This is a genomic window from Streptomyces sp. NBC_00989 (assembly GCF_045162655.1).
In the GTDB taxonomy this organism is placed as follows: Bacteria; Actinomycetota; Actinomycetes; order Streptomycetales; family Streptomycetaceae; genus Streptomyces.
The window spans coordinates 1422327-1437296 of record NZ_CP108728.1; the positions used below are offsets into that span (position 1 = coordinate 1422327).

General features: G+C 70.7%; 16 protein-coding genes. 7 read left to right on the top strand and 9 right to left on the bottom strand.

The features are described 5' to 3' along the window. Window positions 1-64: 64 nt before the first annotated feature. Window positions 65-1036: a cation diffusion facilitator family transporter gene (locus tag OG714_RS06440; protein ID WP_406119176.1), complete on the bottom strand. Its 972-nt coding sequence runs from the start codon at window positions 1034-1036 to the stop codon at window positions 65-67. Window positions 1037-1154: 118 nt separating this feature from the next. Here OG714_RS06440 and OG714_RS06445 point away from each other — a divergent pair, with 118 nt between their 5' ends. After that, window positions 1155-1457, top strand: coding sequence for a DUF4235 domain-containing protein (locus OG714_RS06445; protein WP_406119178.1), 303 nt, complete (start codon window positions 1155-1157; stop codon window positions 1455-1457). A gap of 34 nt (window positions 1458-1491) precedes the next feature. Here OG714_RS06445 and OG714_RS06450 read toward each other — a convergent pair whose 3' ends face one another. After that, window positions 1492-1884: a VOC family protein gene (locus OG714_RS06450; RefSeq protein WP_406119180.1), complete on the bottom strand. Its 393-nt coding sequence runs from the start codon at window positions 1882-1884 to the stop codon at window positions 1492-1494. Between the two features lie 168 nt (window positions 1885-2052). On the opposite strand from OG714_RS06450, the gene OG714_RS06455 reads away from it, so the two are divergent. After that, window positions 2053-3492: an FG-GAP repeat domain-containing protein gene (locus OG714_RS06455; protein WP_406119182.1), complete on the top strand. Its 1440-nt coding sequence runs from the start codon at window positions 2053-2055 to the stop codon at window positions 3490-3492. 30 nt (window positions 3493-3522) lie between these two features. Here OG714_RS06455 and OG714_RS06460 read toward each other — a convergent pair whose 3' ends face one another. Both OG714_RS06460 and OG714_RS06465 read right to left on the bottom strand, forming a co-directional pair. Then, window positions 3523-3987 (bottom strand): pyridoxamine 5'-phosphate oxidase family protein, encoded by a 465-nt coding sequence (locus OG714_RS06460; protein WP_406119184.1) that lies wholly within the window; start codon window positions 3985-3987, stop codon window positions 3523-3525. 16 nt (window positions 3988-4003) lie between these two features. After that, entirely contained in the window at window positions 4004-4723 is a 720-nt protein-coding gene (locus OG714_RS06465; protein WP_406119186.1) for a TetR/AcrR family transcriptional regulator, read from the bottom strand. Window positions 4724-4858: 135 nt separating this feature from the next. Between OG714_RS06465 and OG714_RS06470 the strand changes: the two genes are divergently transcribed. The 3 genes from OG714_RS06470 (at window position 4859) to OG714_RS06480 (ending at window position 9210) form a co-directional block, all read left to right on the top strand. Further along, the gene (locus tag OG714_RS06470) at window positions 4859-6346 is read left to right on the top strand and encodes an APC family permease (protein WP_406119187.1); all 1488 of its coding nucleotides are present in this window, start codon (window positions 4859-4861) and stop codon (window positions 6344-6346) included. A gap of 22 nt (window positions 6347-6368) precedes the next feature. Further along, a complete protein-coding gene (locus tag OG714_RS06475; protein WP_406119188.1) occupies window positions 6369-8000 on the top strand; it encodes an amidohydrolase in 1632 nt (543 codons plus the stop codon). A 178-nt stretch (window positions 8001-8178) separates the two neighbouring features. Further along, entirely contained in the window at window positions 8179-9210 is a 1032-nt protein-coding gene (locus OG714_RS06480) for a 7-epi-alpha-eudesmol synthase (protein WP_406119189.1), read from the top strand. A gap of 133 nt (window positions 9211-9343) precedes the next feature. Here OG714_RS06480 and OG714_RS06485 read toward each other — a convergent pair whose 3' ends face one another. The 5 genes from OG714_RS06485 to OG714_RS06505 form a co-directional block, all read right to left on the bottom strand. Beyond that, window positions 9344-10597, bottom strand: coding sequence for a cytochrome P450 (locus OG714_RS06485; protein ID WP_406119190.1), 1254 nt, complete (start codon window positions 10595-10597; stop codon window positions 9344-9346). Next, window positions 10594-11181, bottom strand: coding sequence for a GTP-binding protein (locus OG714_RS06490; RefSeq protein WP_406131736.1), 588 nt, complete (start codon window positions 11179-11181; stop codon window positions 10594-10596). The genes OG714_RS06485 and OG714_RS06490 overlap by 4 nt, the downstream gene beginning before the upstream one ends. A 112-nt stretch (window positions 11182-11293) precedes the next feature. Then, window positions 11294-11665, bottom strand: coding sequence for a DUF742 domain-containing protein (locus tag OG714_RS06495; protein WP_406119191.1), 372 nt, complete (start codon window positions 11663-11665; stop codon window positions 11294-11296). After that, complete coding sequence (locus tag OG714_RS06500; protein WP_019057749.1) at window positions 11662-12072, bottom strand: roadblock/LC7 domain-containing protein; 411 nt, start codon at window positions 12070-12072, stop codon at window positions 11662-11664. Before OG714_RS06500 ends, OG714_RS06495 begins: the two co-directional genes overlap by 4 nt. Next, the gene (locus tag OG714_RS06505; protein ID WP_406119193.1) at window positions 12069-13787 is read right to left on the bottom strand and encodes an ATP-binding protein; all 1719 of its coding nucleotides are present in this window, start codon (window positions 13785-13787) and stop codon (window positions 12069-12071) included. Before OG714_RS06505 ends, OG714_RS06500 begins: the two co-directional genes overlap by 4 nt. 257 nt (window positions 13788-14044) lie before the next feature. Between OG714_RS06505 and OG714_RS06510 the strand changes: the two genes are divergently transcribed. Beyond that, entirely contained in the window at window positions 14045-14407 is a 363-nt protein-coding gene (locus tag OG714_RS06510) for a DUF1304 domain-containing protein (RefSeq protein WP_406119195.1), read from the top strand. After that, window positions 14404-14967 carry a TetR/AcrR family transcriptional regulator gene (locus tag OG714_RS06515; RefSeq protein WP_406119196.1) on the top strand — a complete coding sequence of 188 codons (564 nt, stop codon included), beginning with the start codon at window positions 14404-14406 and terminating at the stop codon, window positions 14965-14967. Before OG714_RS06510 ends, OG714_RS06515 begins: the two co-directional genes overlap by 4 nt. Window positions 14968-14970: the final 3 nt, after the last annotated feature.

Below are 14970 nucleotides of genomic sequence, written 5' to 3' on the forward strand. Positions count from 1 at the left end.
CCGGCCCGGGGAAAGTTTCTTGTTTCCGGGGCGCATGAACCGTTGAGCGTCGGGCATCCGACGTTCAGGCCCCGCCGCGCTCCCCCGTCGCGGCGGGGCTTTCCCGTGTCTCCTCCACCGGCCGGTCGGTGATGTCCAGGAAGATCTCGCCGGTCTCGGACACCGCACGGCCGAGGGACTCCTTGATGCGCATGGAGACCTCCTCGACCCGCTCGCTGTCCATGCCGGGGACGAGGTCGACACGGGCGGCGACCATCGTCGAGTCGAGTCCCATCCGCATCGTGAACAGCGCTTCCACGCTGTCGATCTCCGGCTCGGCCGCCAGCAACGAGCGGATCCTGTCGCTCAGTTCGGGGTCGACGGCCTCGCCGATGAGCTGGTCGCGGGCGTCGCGGCCGAGGCGGTAGGCGACGTAGCCGAGCAGTACTCCGATCGCGATCGACGCGGACGCCTCCCACACCACCTGCCCGGTGATCATGTGCAGTGCCATGCCGATGATGGCGAAGGTCACGCCGAGCACGGCCGTGCCGTCCTCCGCCACGACGGTCCGCAGCGCGGGGTCGCGCAGCGCGTCCATGCCACCGCCCTGGGCGCGCACCTGATGCAGGGCCCGCAACAGGGAGATCCCCTCCACGACCAGGGCCACGGCGAGCACGACCAGGCCCACCACATATCCGCCGGACGTCTCCTCCGCGCCGTTCCGGAGGGCCTCGATCCCCTGGAACACGGAGAAGCAGGCGCCCATCACGAAGATCCCGACGGCGGCGAGCAGCGACCAGAAGAAGCGCTCCTTGCCGTAGCCGAAGGGGTGCCGGCTGTCGGCGGGGCGGCGGCTGCGGCGCAGGGCCGCGAGGAGGAAGACCTCGTTGAGGCTGTCGGCCACCGAGTGCGCGGCCTCCGAGAGCAGCGCGGGCGATCCCGCGACCAGACCGCCGACGGCCTTGGCGGCCGCGATCACCAGGTTGGCGGCGAGTGCGACGAGGACGGTGACGCGGGTCTTGCGGTCGGATTCGTGGTCGGTGGCTGTGTCGCTCATCTACGCCGACTGCCCCTGAAGGTCCTGCTCACACCCTCTACCGAAGCACCGGTTTCGATGACACCGTCGGGGTGCCGACCGTGCCGGCCCGCCCGTTCGTCCGCAGAAGGAGATCCACGTGGCCAAGATCAAGAAGAAGAAACTGCCCCTCGTCTACCAGCCCGTCGGTCTCGTCCTGGGCCTGGTGAGCGGCGCCCTCGCCGGCCGTGCCTTCCGCGCCGCATGGAAGGCGATACGGCACGAGGACAACGCCCCCGACCCGCTGGACCGGGACCGCGGCTGGGCCGAGATCCTGCTCGCCGCCGCGCTCCAGGGCGCCCTGTTCGCGGTGGCGCGCAGCGCGGCGGACCGCACGGGCGCAAAAGCCATCGAGCGCTCGACCGGGATCTGGCCGGCGAAGGACAAGGGCGGCCGGGAGTAGGGCAGGGGACCAGGGCGGCCGGGAGCGAGCTCGCTCAGCCCTGATCGGTGGCCGTCGGCGGCACCGGGCGGAGCGTGAAGGAGTGGCCGGCCGGGTCCGCGTACACGCGCTCCTGGTACGGGCCCGGCATGTCCTTGGTCTCCAGCGGGCGTCCGCCGAGTCCGACGATCCTGCGCTCCGCCTCGTCCAGGTCCTCCACCAGGAAGTCCAGGTGGACCTGTTGGTTGTTCTCGGCGCGGGGCCAGCTCGGCGGGGTGGCGCTGAGGTCGCGGCGGAACGCCAGCCGGGTCCCGTCGGCACCCCTGATCTCCACCTGGTCGAGGGTGATGTCCGTCTGCTCGCCGTCCAGCAACTCCGTGTAGAACACGGCGAGCTTCTCCGGCTCGAGCGCGTCGAGCACCACGAAGCTAGCGTTGACCAGTGCCATGTGTCCTCCGAAGATTCAGGCGGGCAAGGGTCGAGTCCGGTTGCCACGCACCCAACGGATATCCCGGTTCGACCAGTTGATGCCGACGACCGGCGTCGATCGACGAACGTGCAACAACCGCGCGGCTCCCCTGGTTCGGGTGTGACGCGGGATGTCAGAGTGAGACGGGTGAAGCCTCGTATCGCCGTAGTGACTCTCGCCGTCTGTGCCGCGCTCGCTCCGCTCAGCGGATGCGGGAGCGGCACCGGCGCTCATGAATCGTCGCCGTCCCCGGGAGAGTCGACGACGTCCGCCGCGAGCCGAACTCCCGCTCCGGGCAAGGGTTCCAGGGACCCCGACGACATCAACGGCGACGGTCACCGCGACCTCGTGGTGCCGATCGTCGTCGGCGGCGGCGAGGGCGCCACGGACGAACGGGTCGGTGTGGTCTACGGATCGGCCAAGGGCCTCGATCCGTCGACGCGCACGGTCTACGGCCGCGCCGACCTGGGTCTGCCCGAGCCCGGCAGGCAACTCCTCGCCCCGAAGGGCTCGTTGTCCGCCGCCGACCTCACCACCGCCGATCTGGACGGCGACGGCTTCCCCGACTTCGTCACCACCGTCCAGGGCGCGATGACGTCGGACAACAACGTCGTCGCCCCGCGCACCCTCCCGTACATAGCGTGGGGCGGCCCCGGCGGGCCGACGGGGAAGACCTCCGCCACGCCGGTCCAACTGCCCCGGAGCGCGACGAAGTTGGGCCTCCAGTCCGTGGTGCGCGGCGACTTCGACGGTGACGGGCACCACGATCTCGCCGGGTTCGCGTACAACCACTCGTCCATGGTGGTGATGTACGGCCCGTTCTCGCGCTCGGGCGCACCCGCCCGTACCGACACGAGCCTTCCCTGGGCGGACGGCGACCTCACCGCCGACGCCGTCTCCCCGTCCGGCACACCCCGCGCGACCTCGCTGCTGATGCACGCGGTGAGCGACGGCGAGCAGTCCGGCAACACGCTCTACAAGGCCCGCCGAGGTTCTCAACTCATATCCACCGGACGGGAGTTGAGGAGCGGAAACGCTCACGCGTTCGGCGACTTCGACGGCGACGGACAGCGCGATGTGGCGGTCGGCGACGACGGCAGCCGTAACGACGAGCCGGGCTTCGAGACCGAACCGGCCGACGTCGACGGTTCGCTCGCCGTGTATCCCGGCGCCGGCGGCGCACCGGTGACGTACCGGCTCCCCGAGGCGCCGAAGTCCGCGCGCACCCAGTACGGGCCCGGTGGTTATGTGTCCGCCGACCCGGACGGCGACGGCCGTGACGGCGTCCTCGTCGCCACGTACGAGGGCGCCACGCTCATCGACGGCACCCGGCGGACCACCGTCCTGCGCGAAGGTCCCGCCACGGCGGACGGCAGGAAGATCCCCGCGAAGTGGCGGCACGCCCGGCCCGTGGGAGCCGCCGACTTCAACGGTGACGGCAAGGACGAACTGGTCCTGAACTGGGGCGCCGACGCGAAGTTCGGGACCTACGGCAAGCTCCCCACGCGCTGGTGGATCACCGACGGCACGACGGCCGCGAACAAGGCGACGTTCACGACGACGGCGTTCGCCCCGCACGCCTCGTAGGCGGCCCCGCGCTCCGCACCGGGAACGGGCTCAGTCGGCCACCAGCCACTCCCCGTCGCGCATCAGGTCGCGCCCCTTCAACTCGTTGGCCTCCCGCCAGGCCTGCACGCGCTGCGGACGGATCCTGAAGTACATGTAGGGCGTGGCAAGTTGGCGCGGATCGAAGCCCGTCTTCGAGGCGAAGACCTCCGCGTCCTCCTCGGGCAGATCGGCCGGCGTCAGCATCACCACCGTGCCCTCGATCATCACGACGTCACGGGTCGGCCCGATGCCGAGCCGGGCGACGCCGGTCGCGGCGAGGTTGCGGCCGGTGGGGCTCGCGGCCGGGGTCGCGAACAGCAGGGTCGTGCCGTCCCACACGAACGACAGCGGCACGAGATAGGGCGCTCCCCCGTCCTCGCCGGCCGTCGCGACCCACGCGTCCTCGTCGTCCTCAAGCCGACGGAGCGTGTCCTGCTTGCGCTGCTTCGCGGTGCGTGCGGGCTCTTGAGTCATGGCCCCAGTCTGCCGCTCAGCCCTCCGCCGCCGCACGGATCTCGGCGAGCCGCGCCGCCGCCGCGCCGAGCAGCAGATCCAGAGCGGCCGGATAGGAGCTGTGCCGCATGGTGGCGACAAGGTGCCGTGCCGTGGCCGCGATGTGCGGGTGCGTGTCGGCGGGCAGCCGCGCGTACGTCGCCTGCCATACGGCCGCCTCCGCCTCGCGGGCAGGCTGCGGCAGCGCCGTGTTCGCGGAGTCGAGGGCCCCGAAGGCGAGGGCCTGGTCGACGTAGGCGTGGTAGATCCGCGCCGCCTCGGCGTCCGGGAACCCGGCCCCGCGCAGCACGCCGAGGATCGCCTCCACGGCCTGGATCTCGTACACCCGCCCGGTCACCCGGTACGCGCTGAGCACCGCCGCCCTCGGATGCGCGAGCGCGCCCGCGTGCATGCGCAGGCCCAGGTCCCGCAGGTCGGCCCGCCAGTCGCCGCTGGGGCGCCAGGTGCGCAGCGTCCGGCCGATCAGCTCGTCGGCGACGGCCAGCATCAGGTCGTCGGTGTGCCGGAAGTAGCGGTACAGGGAGCTGGGGTCGGCGCCCAGGGCGCGGCCGAGCCGGCGTACGGACAGGGCCTCGGTGCCGTGCTCCTCGATCAGCCTCAGCGCGGTCTCGACGATCAGTTCCTCGGACAGGACGACGCCCTGCTTGGTGGGGCGTCTGCGCCGCCGGTCGGCGGCCGGCACGACACGCTCGCTCATACGACGGCCTCCTCGCTGCTCGGGTCCGGGTGTCCGCACCTTATGACAACACCGTTGACCTGTTAAGTGCCCGGGCAGTTTCATGTGCGTTCACCGGGGCCGTTCGGGCCCCCCGGTGCGAGCGGAGAGCACGCCATGATCGACACGCCACCCCCGTCGGGGCCCGCACTGCGCAAGTCCCTCGGTCTGCTGGACGGTGTCGCCATCGCCGCGTCCAGCACGGCCGCGACCACCAGCATCGGCATCGGCCTGGGCGTGACCGCCGGGGTGGTCGGGCTGCATCTGCCGGCGATCATGCTGCTCGCGTTCCTGCCGATCCTGGGCATCGCGGGGGCCTACTCCCGGCTGAACAAGGTCGAGCCGAACGCGGGCAACGGCTATGTGTGGGTGGGCCGTTCGCTCACTCCGTGGCTGGGCTTCCTGGTCGGCTGGGTGAACATCGTCGCCACGATCGCGTTCCTCGCGTACACCACGGCGGTCACCGGCTCGGCCATGATCCAGCTCGCCGGGGAGGCCGGAGTCCACGAGGTGGGCGGCCTCACCCTCGACCCGGGCTCGACGGCACAGACGACCGCCGTGGGCATCGTGGTCCTGGTCGCCGTCACCCTCACCGCCGTCACCGGTGTCCGCACCGCCGCCCGCCTCCAGAGCGGCCTGCTGGTCTTCGAGTACGTCGTCCTGCTCGGCTTCTGCGGATACGGCATCGTCACCGGCCCGCACGCCTTCAGCCTGAGCTGGTTCGACCCGTTCGCGATCCCCTCGGCGTCGGCGCTCGCGCAGGGCCTGCTGCTGTCGGTCTTCTGTTACTGGGGCTTCGAGGCCGCGTTCACCGTGAACGAGGAGGTACGCGACCCGCGCGACGCGTCCCGGGCCGGGCTGATCACCCTGGTGACGATGCTGGGCCTGTTCCTGCTCGGCTCGATCGCCTTCCAACGGGTGCTGTCCGAGGGCGAGTTGGCGGGCCACGGCGCCCAGGGCCTGGCGTACTTCGGCGACCGCCTCGCCTCCCAGCCACTGGCCGCGCTCCCCCTGGTCGCCCTGATGTTCTCGGCGGTCGCCTCGCTCCAGGCCGGTGTGATCCCCACCGCCCGCGGCATGTTCGCGATGAGCCGCGACCGCACCCTCGGCCCCGTCTGGTCCAAGGTCAGCTCCCGCTACGGCACCCCGGCCCTCGGCACCCTCCTGATCGGCGCGCTGGCGACGGCGGTCGCGGCACTGGCGCTGGTGATACCCCGCCTCGCCGACATGATCATGGCGACGGTGAACGCCGTGGGGATCGTCGTGGCCCTCTCCTACGCGCTGACCGCCCTGGCCGCCGCGGTCCGCTTCCGCGCTCTCCTCCGGGAGGACTGGCGGCAGGGCGTGCGTGCGGTCGTGCTGCCGACGCTGAGCGCCATGTCCCTGCTGGGACTGGGCGGTTACCTCGGCTGGTCCTTCTACACCTCCACCGATCATCTCGAAGTCAGCGCGGACAACGGCTGGTTCCTGCTGCTCACCCCGCTGGCGATGATCGCGTCCGGCTTCCTGGCCGCCGCGTGGGCGAAGTGGGTGCGCAGGTCCCCGTACTTCCACTCGGGCCAGGGCACCGACGCCGACGCGCCGCAGCTCCTCGCCACCTCCTGACAACCCCGCAAGGATACGAACCATGCACGCAGACCTCCTCTTCACCAACGGCCCGGTCCTCACCCCGGAGGGCCGCACCGCGACCGCCGTGGCCGTCACCGGCGACCGCATCACCGCCGTAGGCCATGCCGAGGTGCACGACCTCGCCGGGCCGCGTACCCAAGTCGTCGATCTGGCGGGGCGGTTGCTGTTGCCCGGGTTCCAGGACGCGCATGTGCATCCCGTGCCGGCGGGGCTGGAGCTGACCCAGTGCGATCTGACGCGGGCCAGGACGGCCGAGGACACGGTCGCCGCCGTGCGGGCCTATGCCGACGCGCATCCCGAGCGGGAGTGGATCACCGGGGGCGGGTGGTCGATGGAGGCGTTCGAGGGCGGTACGCCGACGAAGGAGCTGCTGGACTCGGTCGTACCGGACCGGCCGGTGTATCTGCCCAACCGGGACCATCACGGCGCCTGGGTCAACAGCCGGGCCCTCCAACTCGCGGGGATCACACGGGACATGCCCGACCCGGTGGACGGGCGGATCGAGCGGGACGCGTCGGGCGAACCGGCCGGGACGCTCCAGGAGGGCGCGATGCAGCTGGTCGGCCGGCTCACGCCACCGGCCACGCGGGCCGACCGGCTGGCCGCACTGCTGCACGCCCAGCGGCACCTGCACGCGCTCGGCATCACGGCCTGGCAGGACGCGCTGGTCGGGGAGTTCCTGGGGATGGACGATCCCTCGGACGCGTATCTCGCCGCCGCCCGGGACGGCTCGCTCACCGCGCGCGTCGTCGGCGCGCTGTGGTGGGACAGGGAGCGCGGGGCCGAGCAGATCCCCGAACTCGTCGAGCGGCGGGCCGCGTTGAGCCACGGCCGGTTCCGGGCGAGCAGCGTGAAGCTGATGCTGGACGGGGTCGCCGAGACCGGTACGGCCGCCCTGCTCGATCCCTACCTCGACAAGTGCGGCTGCGCGACGGCCAATCGGGGCACCAGCTTCATCGACCCGGAGCAACTGCCCAAGTACGTCACCGAGTTGGATGCGCTCGGCTTCCAGTGCCACTTTCACGCGCTGGGCGACCGGGCCGTACGGGACGCGCTGGACGCCGTAGAGGCGGCGCGGGCCGTGAACGGGCCGAGTGACACCCGGCCGCATCTCGCGCACCTCCAGGTGGTGCACCCGGACGACGTGGCGCGGTTCGCGCGACTCGGCGCGGTGGCGAACATCCAGCCGCTGTGGGCCGCGCACGAACCGCAGATGGACGAGCTGACGATTCCGTTCCTCGGGCCCCAACGGGCCTTGTGGCAGTACCCGTTCGGAGCACTGCTGCGCTCCGGGGCCACCCTCGCGGCGGGCAGCGACTGGCCGGTGAGCAGTCCCGACCCCCTCCAGGGCATCCACGTCGCGGTGAACCGGGTCGAACCCGGGGGCGCGGGGCCGGTGTTCCTGCCGGGCGAGCGCCTCGACCTGGCGGCGGCGGTCACGGCGTACACCGCGGGTTCGGCGTACGCGAACCATCTGGACGAGACCGGCCGCATCGCGGCGGGGGCGTTGGCGGATCTGGTGGTCCTGGACCGCGATCCGTTCGCCGCTCCGCCGGAGGAGATCGCCGAGTCGCAGGTAGCGCTTACTTATGTGGGAGGGACGGGAGTGTACGCAGCTCAGGAGGCATAGGCAGTAACGGGGATCACGATCGGGGCACGGTGTAGATCATCTAGGCTCTGGGCAGTCTCGTAACCGCTTCTAGGTCCAACTTTCGCACCACGAAGCGTAGTTCGAGGGCGCGGGCGGTCGAACGGACCGCCCGCTCGCAGTGGGGGGACTCAGTGTTCCGTCTCCCGAAAGGAAGCGCATGCCTCAGGACGTCACCTTCGACCTCCCCTTCGACACCCCCGTCAGCGACCATCTGGAGTACGCCCGGGCCCGCCATCTGCGGTGGATCTGGGACATGGGTCTGGTGCGCAGCCAGGCCGGGTTCGAGGAGTACCGGTCGTGGGATCTCCCGCAGGCCGCGGCCCGCACCTATCCGCACGCGTCGGCCGCGGACATGGTCGTCCTGATGAACTGGTTCTCGCTGGCGTTCCTCTTCGACGACCAGTTCGACGCGAGCCGGCCCGACCGCGCCGACCGAATACTCGAAGTGGCGCGGGAGTTGATCGTCACACCCCTGCGTCCGACGGGCAGCAGGCCCCGGGTGGTCTGCCCGATCACCGTGGCCTGGGCACAGGTCTGGGACCACCTTTCGGATGGCATGTCCCTGACGTGGCGGACCCGGTTCGCCGCGTCCTGGGGCCGGTTCCTGGTGGCGCACTGCGAGGAGGTCGACCTGGCGGCCCGGGGCATCGCGGGCACGCTGGACCTCGATGAGTACACGGAGTTCCGGCGCCGTACGGTCGGCATCCACCACAGCATCGACGCCGGCGAACGCAGCCGTGGCTTCGAGGTCCCGGCTCAGGTGCAGGCCCACCCGCTGATGGAACGCATGCGTGACCTGGCCGCCGACACCATCGGCTTCATGAACGACGTCCACTCCTTCGAACGCGAACGCCGCCGGGGCGACGGCCACAACCTGATAGCCGTACTCCACCGGGACCGCGGCCTGTCCTGGGAGGCCGCGGCCGACGAGGCCTACCGCATGACCAACGCCTGCCTGGCCGAGTACCTCGAACTCGAAGCCCAAGTCCCCCGGATGTGCGACGAGTTGAATCTGACCGAGGACGAACGCCGCCGGGTACAACAGGGCGTGGAAGCCATCCAGCACTGGATCAACGGCAACTACGAGTGGGCGCTGGTCTCGGGCAGGTACGCGGCAGGAAAAGAGGGCCCGGCAGCAACTGCGGAACTGGCGGGCAAGGGCTCAGTGGACGACTTGTTGGCCGTCTGAACAGAGGGGCGCGCTGCCTGGCCAACGGCTGGGCAGCTCGCCTGTCTTTAGGGGCGCGGGGCTGTATCGATTTGCGGCTCCGCCGCGCGGGCGCGACCAGCCCCAACGCGCCCGCAGACAAAAAACAACCGACTCACACGGCAAATTCAACCGGCAGCCGGTCCAATCGGGACTCCCACGTAGACGCCGTAGAAGTCAGTTCCTCAACCGCCACACCCAACCGCAACCCCGGCAGCCGATGCAGCAGCACATCCACCCCGACCTCAAGAATCGCCTGCCCAATACTCTGCCCCGGGCACTCGTGCGGCCCCGAACTGAACGCCAGATGCGAGTGGTTGCCCTGCACGGACACCCCTGCGTCAGGCCGAACCTCCGGATCGACATTCCCCGCGGTGAGACCCAGCACGAGCAGATCCCCCTCCTCGATCCGATGCCCCCCGAGCTCAAGATCCGCCGTAGCGAACCGCCCCGGCAGAACGGCCAACGGCGGGGTGTCCCACATGACTTCCTCGACGACGGCCGAGACGGTCAACTGCCCACTCACCAGCCCCGAAAGCCGTGACGCATCCGTGAGGATCCGCTGCAAGACCCGCGCCAGCAAGTTGCTGGTGGTCGTGTGCGCGGCGATCAGCACCAGCCGCAGATGCATGACGACCTCTTCCGCATCGAGCCCCGCCGGGTGCTCGATGAGCGCGGTGGTGAAGTCGGAACCCGGCTCCGCCCGTTTGCGCTCGGCGAGTTCACCGAGGATCTCGATGATGCGGTCGTTGTGCAGCAGGGCGTCCTCGCCCCCCTTGAGGACCTGCGCGCTGGACTCGACGAGCCGGTTCCCGTCCGCCGCGGGAAGCCCGAGGATCCGGGTGAGGACAAGCATCGGCAGATACTCGGCATAATCCGCCACCAGATCTGCCCGACCGGCGTCCGCGAACGCGTCGATCTGCTTGTTGGCGAAGTAAGTTGCGTGCCGCCGGACACCCCGCCCGGCCGCCGCCAGCAACCCGTCCGTCACCGCGCCCCGCAGCCGGCGGTGAGGTTCGCCGTCCTGGGAGACACAGTCCGGCCGCCATCCGACCATCGGCATGATCGGCGAGGTCTCCGAGACCCGCCCTTCCCGCCAGTCCCGCCAGATCCGCGCGTCACGGGAGAACTGTCGGGGGCTGTCCAGCACCCGCCGGTTGTCGCGGTACCCGAGGACCAGCCAGGCGGGGACGTCGCCTTCGAGCAACACCGGTGCCACGGAGCCGTGTTGCTCGCGCAGCCGCTCGTAGATGCCGCGCGGGTCGGTCGCCGCGTCCGGCCCGTACAGTCGCGTGAGGTCGTCACCCGAACCGTGGGCGACGGGGCAGCCCCTCGGAGCATCGGGGTCGTTTAAGGTCTGGTCGGTCATCGGGGCTCCAGTGCGACGACGGCCGAGCGTTCCTTCAAGTGCCGTATCAGCGCGACCAGTACGTCACGGCTGGAGGAGCGGTCGCGGGCGTCGCAGGCCACGACCGGGATGTCCGGGGAGATGTCCAGGGCGTCCCGGATCTCGTCGACCGGGTGCTCCGGGGAGTCGGGGAAGACGTTCAGCGCGATGACGAACGGGACGTCCTGCCGCTCCATCTCCTCGATCGCCCGGAAGCTGGAGGCGAGCCGGCGGGTGTCGACGAGGACCACCGCGCCGAGCGCGCCCTTGAACAGTCCGTTCCACAGGAACCAGAACCGCTCCTGGCCCGGCGTCCCGAACAGGTAGAGGACCAGCTCGTCGTTGATGCCGATCTTGCCGAAGTCGAGGCTGACGGTGGTCTCCGTCTTGTCGGTCACCCCGATGAGGTGGTCGACGCCGGCGCTCGCCTGGGTGAGGGTCTCCTCGGTGGTGAGCGGCTTGATGTCACTGACCGAGCGGACCATGGTGGTCTTCCCGGTGCCGAAACCGCCGGCGATCATCACCTTCACCGAGCGGGTAACACCTTTTTCGACGCTTGCCTCCAGGGCGCCGAAGCCGGGGTCGAGAGGCCGATCGTGCTCAGCCCTTCGGGCCTCCGCGCGTTCGTCCTCTCGACCCCGACGCGCCCTTTCGGCGCCGGCCGGTGCGCCGGGATGGTCAAAGCCTTTGAAGTCCACTGAGTACCTCCTCAAGGAGCGCGAGGTCGGGCCCGCGACCGGCGTCGTGCGCCGGGATGGGGTCACGGGCTTCGACGCGGTCTGCCTCCAGCAGATCCGCCAGCAGCACCGCGAGAATGTTGAAGGGCAGTCCGAGGTGGGCGCCCAGTTCGGCCACCGACAGCGGCTCGCGGCAGCGTCGGAGGATCTCCTCGTGCTCGTGCTGCATGCCCGGTACGGGTGCGGCGCGGGAGACGACGAGGGTCGCCACGTCGAGGCTCGACGCCGAACCGCCCGGTCCGCTGCGCCCTCCGGTGAGGACGTAGTAACGCTCCAGACCGGACGGGTCGACGGGCCGGCGGGGAGCACTCATCCAGAGTGCTCCTCCAGGCGCGCCGTGGTGCCGAGGAGTTCACCCATCCTGCGGGCCAGGTCCCGCATCTGGTGCCCGAGCAGGCCCTGGTCGAGGCCCTCCCGGGCCAGCACGCCGAGATACGTCTCCACACCCGCGCGGACCACGAAGAGATGACCGCCGTCGACCTCGATCATCGCCAGCCGCAACTGCCCCGCGTACTTGGGGAACTGCTCGGCGACCGGCTGGGCCAGCGCCTGGAGGCCGGCCACCACGGCCGCGAAGCGGTCCACGTCGTCGGGGTCCTCCGCGCCGAAGGAGGTGATCGCCTTGCCGTCGCTGGAAGCCACGAGGGCGAAGCGGATCTCCGGGATGCTCTCCACCAGATCGCGGAGCGCCCAGCTCACGTCGGTTCCCTGTTGCGTCATGTGGACTTGTCGCTCTCTTCAGTGCTGTGCTCGGTGAACTCGCGGCCTGTGGACGCCGGTTCCTCCTCCGGGGCCTCCCGTCCGGCCGTGGCGAAGGCCGCCAGGCCGGTGAAGGAGGCGTCGGGCGGTACGGCGGAGACGGCCATCTCCCCGGTCCGCCCGGCCGGTTGGGGCCGCGCCGTCTCGCCACGCTTGCTACGGCGCCTGGGCAGCCCGCCGGGTGTGGTGTCCTCCGCCTCGACGGTCTCCGCCGGGGTCTTGGCGACGGCGGTGCCGCGGCTCGCCGCCGCGGTCGCGGCCGTCGCGGCGGCCTGGAACGAAGGGGTGCCGGTGACGGCCGCCGCGGGCAGCTGGCTGAAGTACTTGTGCGGGACCACGACGACCACCGAGGTGCCGAGCCAGGGCGAGTCCGCGAAGGTGACGCGGATGCCGTAGCGGCGGGCGAGGGTGCCGACGACACGCAGGCCGATGCTGGCGTCCTCGGAGACACCGCCGAGTCCGGGGCCCGCGCCGGTGCCGGCGAGGGCGTGTTCGGCCTCGCGCTTGGACTCCTCGCTCAGGCCCTTGCCGGAGTCCTGGATCTCGATGCCGACGCCGTTCGGCACCTCCTTGCCGGAGACGATCACCGGCTCGGTGGGCGGCGAGTAGCGGGCCGCGTTGTCCAGGAGGTGGGCGAAGATCAGCGTGAGGTGGTCCACCAGACCGCCGTCGACGCCGAGTTCGGGCAGATGGCGTACGTCGACCCGCTGGAAGTCCTTGATCCGGCCGATGCCGCCGCGCACCACGCTGAGCAGGCGCTGCGGTTCCTGCCACTGGCGGCCGGGCCGATCCGAGCCGCCGAGCACGCCGACGCTCGCGGCGAGACAGTCGGCGGGGCCGATCTCCTGGTCCAGCTCCATCAGACCGCGGGCGACGGCGGGCAACCGCCCGTGCTCGCCCTGCAGTTCGTGCAGTCGGCCGCGGAGCTTGCTGGTCAGTACGTGGATGCGGTTGCCGATGCTGATGACGGCCTGCTCGGCGGCGGTGGAGCGGTTGAACTCCTCCTCGACGCCGATGAGCGAGGTCCGCAGCACCTTGCGCAGTTCGGCCTGGAGCTCGGCGCTGACCTTCGCGCACTGGCTCGTGACCGGCAGCAGGTCGTCGATGGCGTCACCCGCGCGCAACTGCTTGAGCGCCTCGGGGAGTTGCTCGTCGGCGAGCCGGGCCACGGCGGAGAGCTGGTGGGCCAGCTGCTCCTGCCAGACCTCGGCCTGGTCGGCGAGCTGTGCCTCGTAGGACGTGGCCTGCCCGGTCAGCCGCTCCTCGTACGCCCGTGCCTGCTCGGCGAGTTGGGCCTCGTAGGCGCCGGAGCTGTCGGCGAGCCGGGTCTCGTAGACACCGGAGTGCTCGGTCAGCTGCGCCTCCAGGGTGGCGCGCTCGGCGCTGAACTTCCGCTCCAGGCCCGCCACATGCTGCTGCCACTGCTGGGAGTGCTCGGCCTGCGAGGCGCGGAAACCGCTTTCGGAACGGCGCAGTTGAGCCTGGGTACGGACGAGCAGTCGTACACACACGGCACTGGCCACCGTGGCCGCCGCTCCGGCCGCGGTCGCGGCTATTCGCTCCGAGCTCATGAACGTGGCGGCAACGGTCCCACCTCCTAAGGCCAGCGGCATCAGCCACCAGCTGTACCAGGCGACAGGGGCCCGCGCCGCCGATGGCGGAGTGGCGAGTTCCATCTGCATCCTTCGAAGCGACACGAACGAACGGGGGGTGTGCGAGGACAGACCGCACTCGTGGGACGCACCACGAGCCGACTGGTGACGATCACGTCAACTCGCTGCGCCGCACGGGAGCTTATCGGGTTTGAACCGTAAAAGATCAACTACAAGGCGGTGCGGAAGTGAGGGTTCCGTCACTCTCCGAGAAGTCTGAACATGGACATGCGTCCAGTTATAGTAGACACCTGTCCAAGAAGACGAGGAGTCGATCGATCATGGAAACGCTCGCGAACGTGCTGGTCGGACTGGTGGCCGCGCTGCATCTGTACATCCTGGTGCTGGAAATGTTCCTGTGGGAGAAGAAGCCCGGGCGCGGTCTGCACGGCTTCGACCCCGAGATGGCCAGAGCCACCGCATCGCTCGCCGCCAACCAGGGCCTGTACAACGGCTTCCTCGCCGCGGGTCTGATCTGGGGCCTGATCGCCGCCGACCCGACCGGCTTCCGCGCCCAGGTGTTCTTCCTGAGCTGCGTCGTGATCGCGGGCGTCTACGGCACGGTGACGGCGAACCGGCGCATCCTGTTCGCCCAGGCGCTGCCCGGCGCGCTGGCCCTGGCCGCCGTCCTGATCGCCCGGTGAGCCGCGCCGAGCCCGAGGACCGGCGGGCCGCCCGCACCCGGGCACGGCTGCGCCAGGCCCTCCTCGACGAGTGCGCCGAACACCCCCTGGAGGAGGTCGGCGTCGCCGCCCTGGCACGCCGGGCCGGGGTCGGCCGGGCCACCTTCTACGTCCACTACGACGGCCTGGAAGCGCTTGCCGTCGACGCCTGCGCGGATGTCGTACCGGAGGCCGTGGAGGCACTGCACGCGTGGCGCGGCCGGCCCGATCCGGTGCACGCGCCGCCCGCACTGCCGGAGTTCTTCGCCGGCCTGCTCCCCCACGCGGCCCTGTACCGCGCCCTGTTGAGCCCGGGCGGCGGCGGTCCGCTCGGCCGGGTGCTGCACCGGGACCTGCGGGCCTACAGCCTCCGTGAGCGCGAACTCGCGGGCGCGGCGGACGCCCCGCTGGTCGCCTCGGCCGTCGCCGGGACCTTCGGCGGAGTCCTCGCCGACTGGCTGCACGGGCTGTTGGAGGGCACGGCGGAGGAAATCGCCGACCAGGTCTGGCAGTTGCTGGTCGCCCTGCACATGAGCCGGTGACGG

Coding starts and splice junctions, on each gene's coding strand:
- OG714_RS06440 (WP_406119176.1), bottom strand. CDS start 1,036: ATGAGCGACACAGCCACCGACCACGAATCCGACCGCAAGACCCGCGTC.
- OG714_RS06450 (WP_406119180.1), bottom strand. CDS start 1,884: ATGGCACTGGTCAACGCTAGCTTCGTGGTGCTCGACGCGCTCGAGCCG.
- OG714_RS06460 (WP_406119184.1), bottom strand. CDS start 3,987: ATGACTCAAGAGCCCGCACGCACCGCGAAGCAGCGCAAGCAGGACACG.
- OG714_RS06465 (WP_406119186.1), bottom strand. CDS start 4,723: ATGAGCGAGCGTGTCGTGCCGGCCGCCGACCGGCGGCGCAGACGCCCC.
- OG714_RS06470 (WP_406119187.1), top strand. CDS start 4,859: ATGATCGACACGCCACCCCCGTCGGGGCCCGCACTGCGCAAGTCCCTC.
- OG714_RS06475 (WP_406119188.1), top strand. CDS start 6,369: ATGCACGCAGACCTCCTCTTCACCAACGGCCCGGTCCTCACCCCGGAG.
- OG714_RS06480 (WP_406119189.1), top strand. CDS start 8,179: ATGCCTCAGGACGTCACCTTCGACCTCCCCTTCGACACCCCCGTCAGC.
- OG714_RS06485 (WP_406119190.1), bottom strand. CDS start 10,597: ATGACCGACCAGACCTTAAACGACCCCGATGCTCCGAGGGGCTGCCCC.
- OG714_RS06495 (WP_406119191.1), bottom strand. CDS start 11,665: ATGAGTGCTCCCCGCCGGCCCGTCGACCCGTCCGGTCTGGAGCGTTAC.
- OG714_RS06500 (WP_019057749.1), bottom strand. CDS start 12,072: ATGACGCAACAGGGAACCGACGTGAGCTGGGCGCTCCGCGATCTGGTG.
- OG714_RS06505 (WP_406119193.1), bottom strand. CDS start 13,787: ATGGAACTCGCCACTCCGCCATCGGCGGCGCGGGCCCCTGTCGCCTGG.
- OG714_RS06510 (WP_406119195.1), top strand. CDS start 14,045: ATGGAAACGCTCGCGAACGTGCTGGTCGGACTGGTGGCCGCGCTGCAT.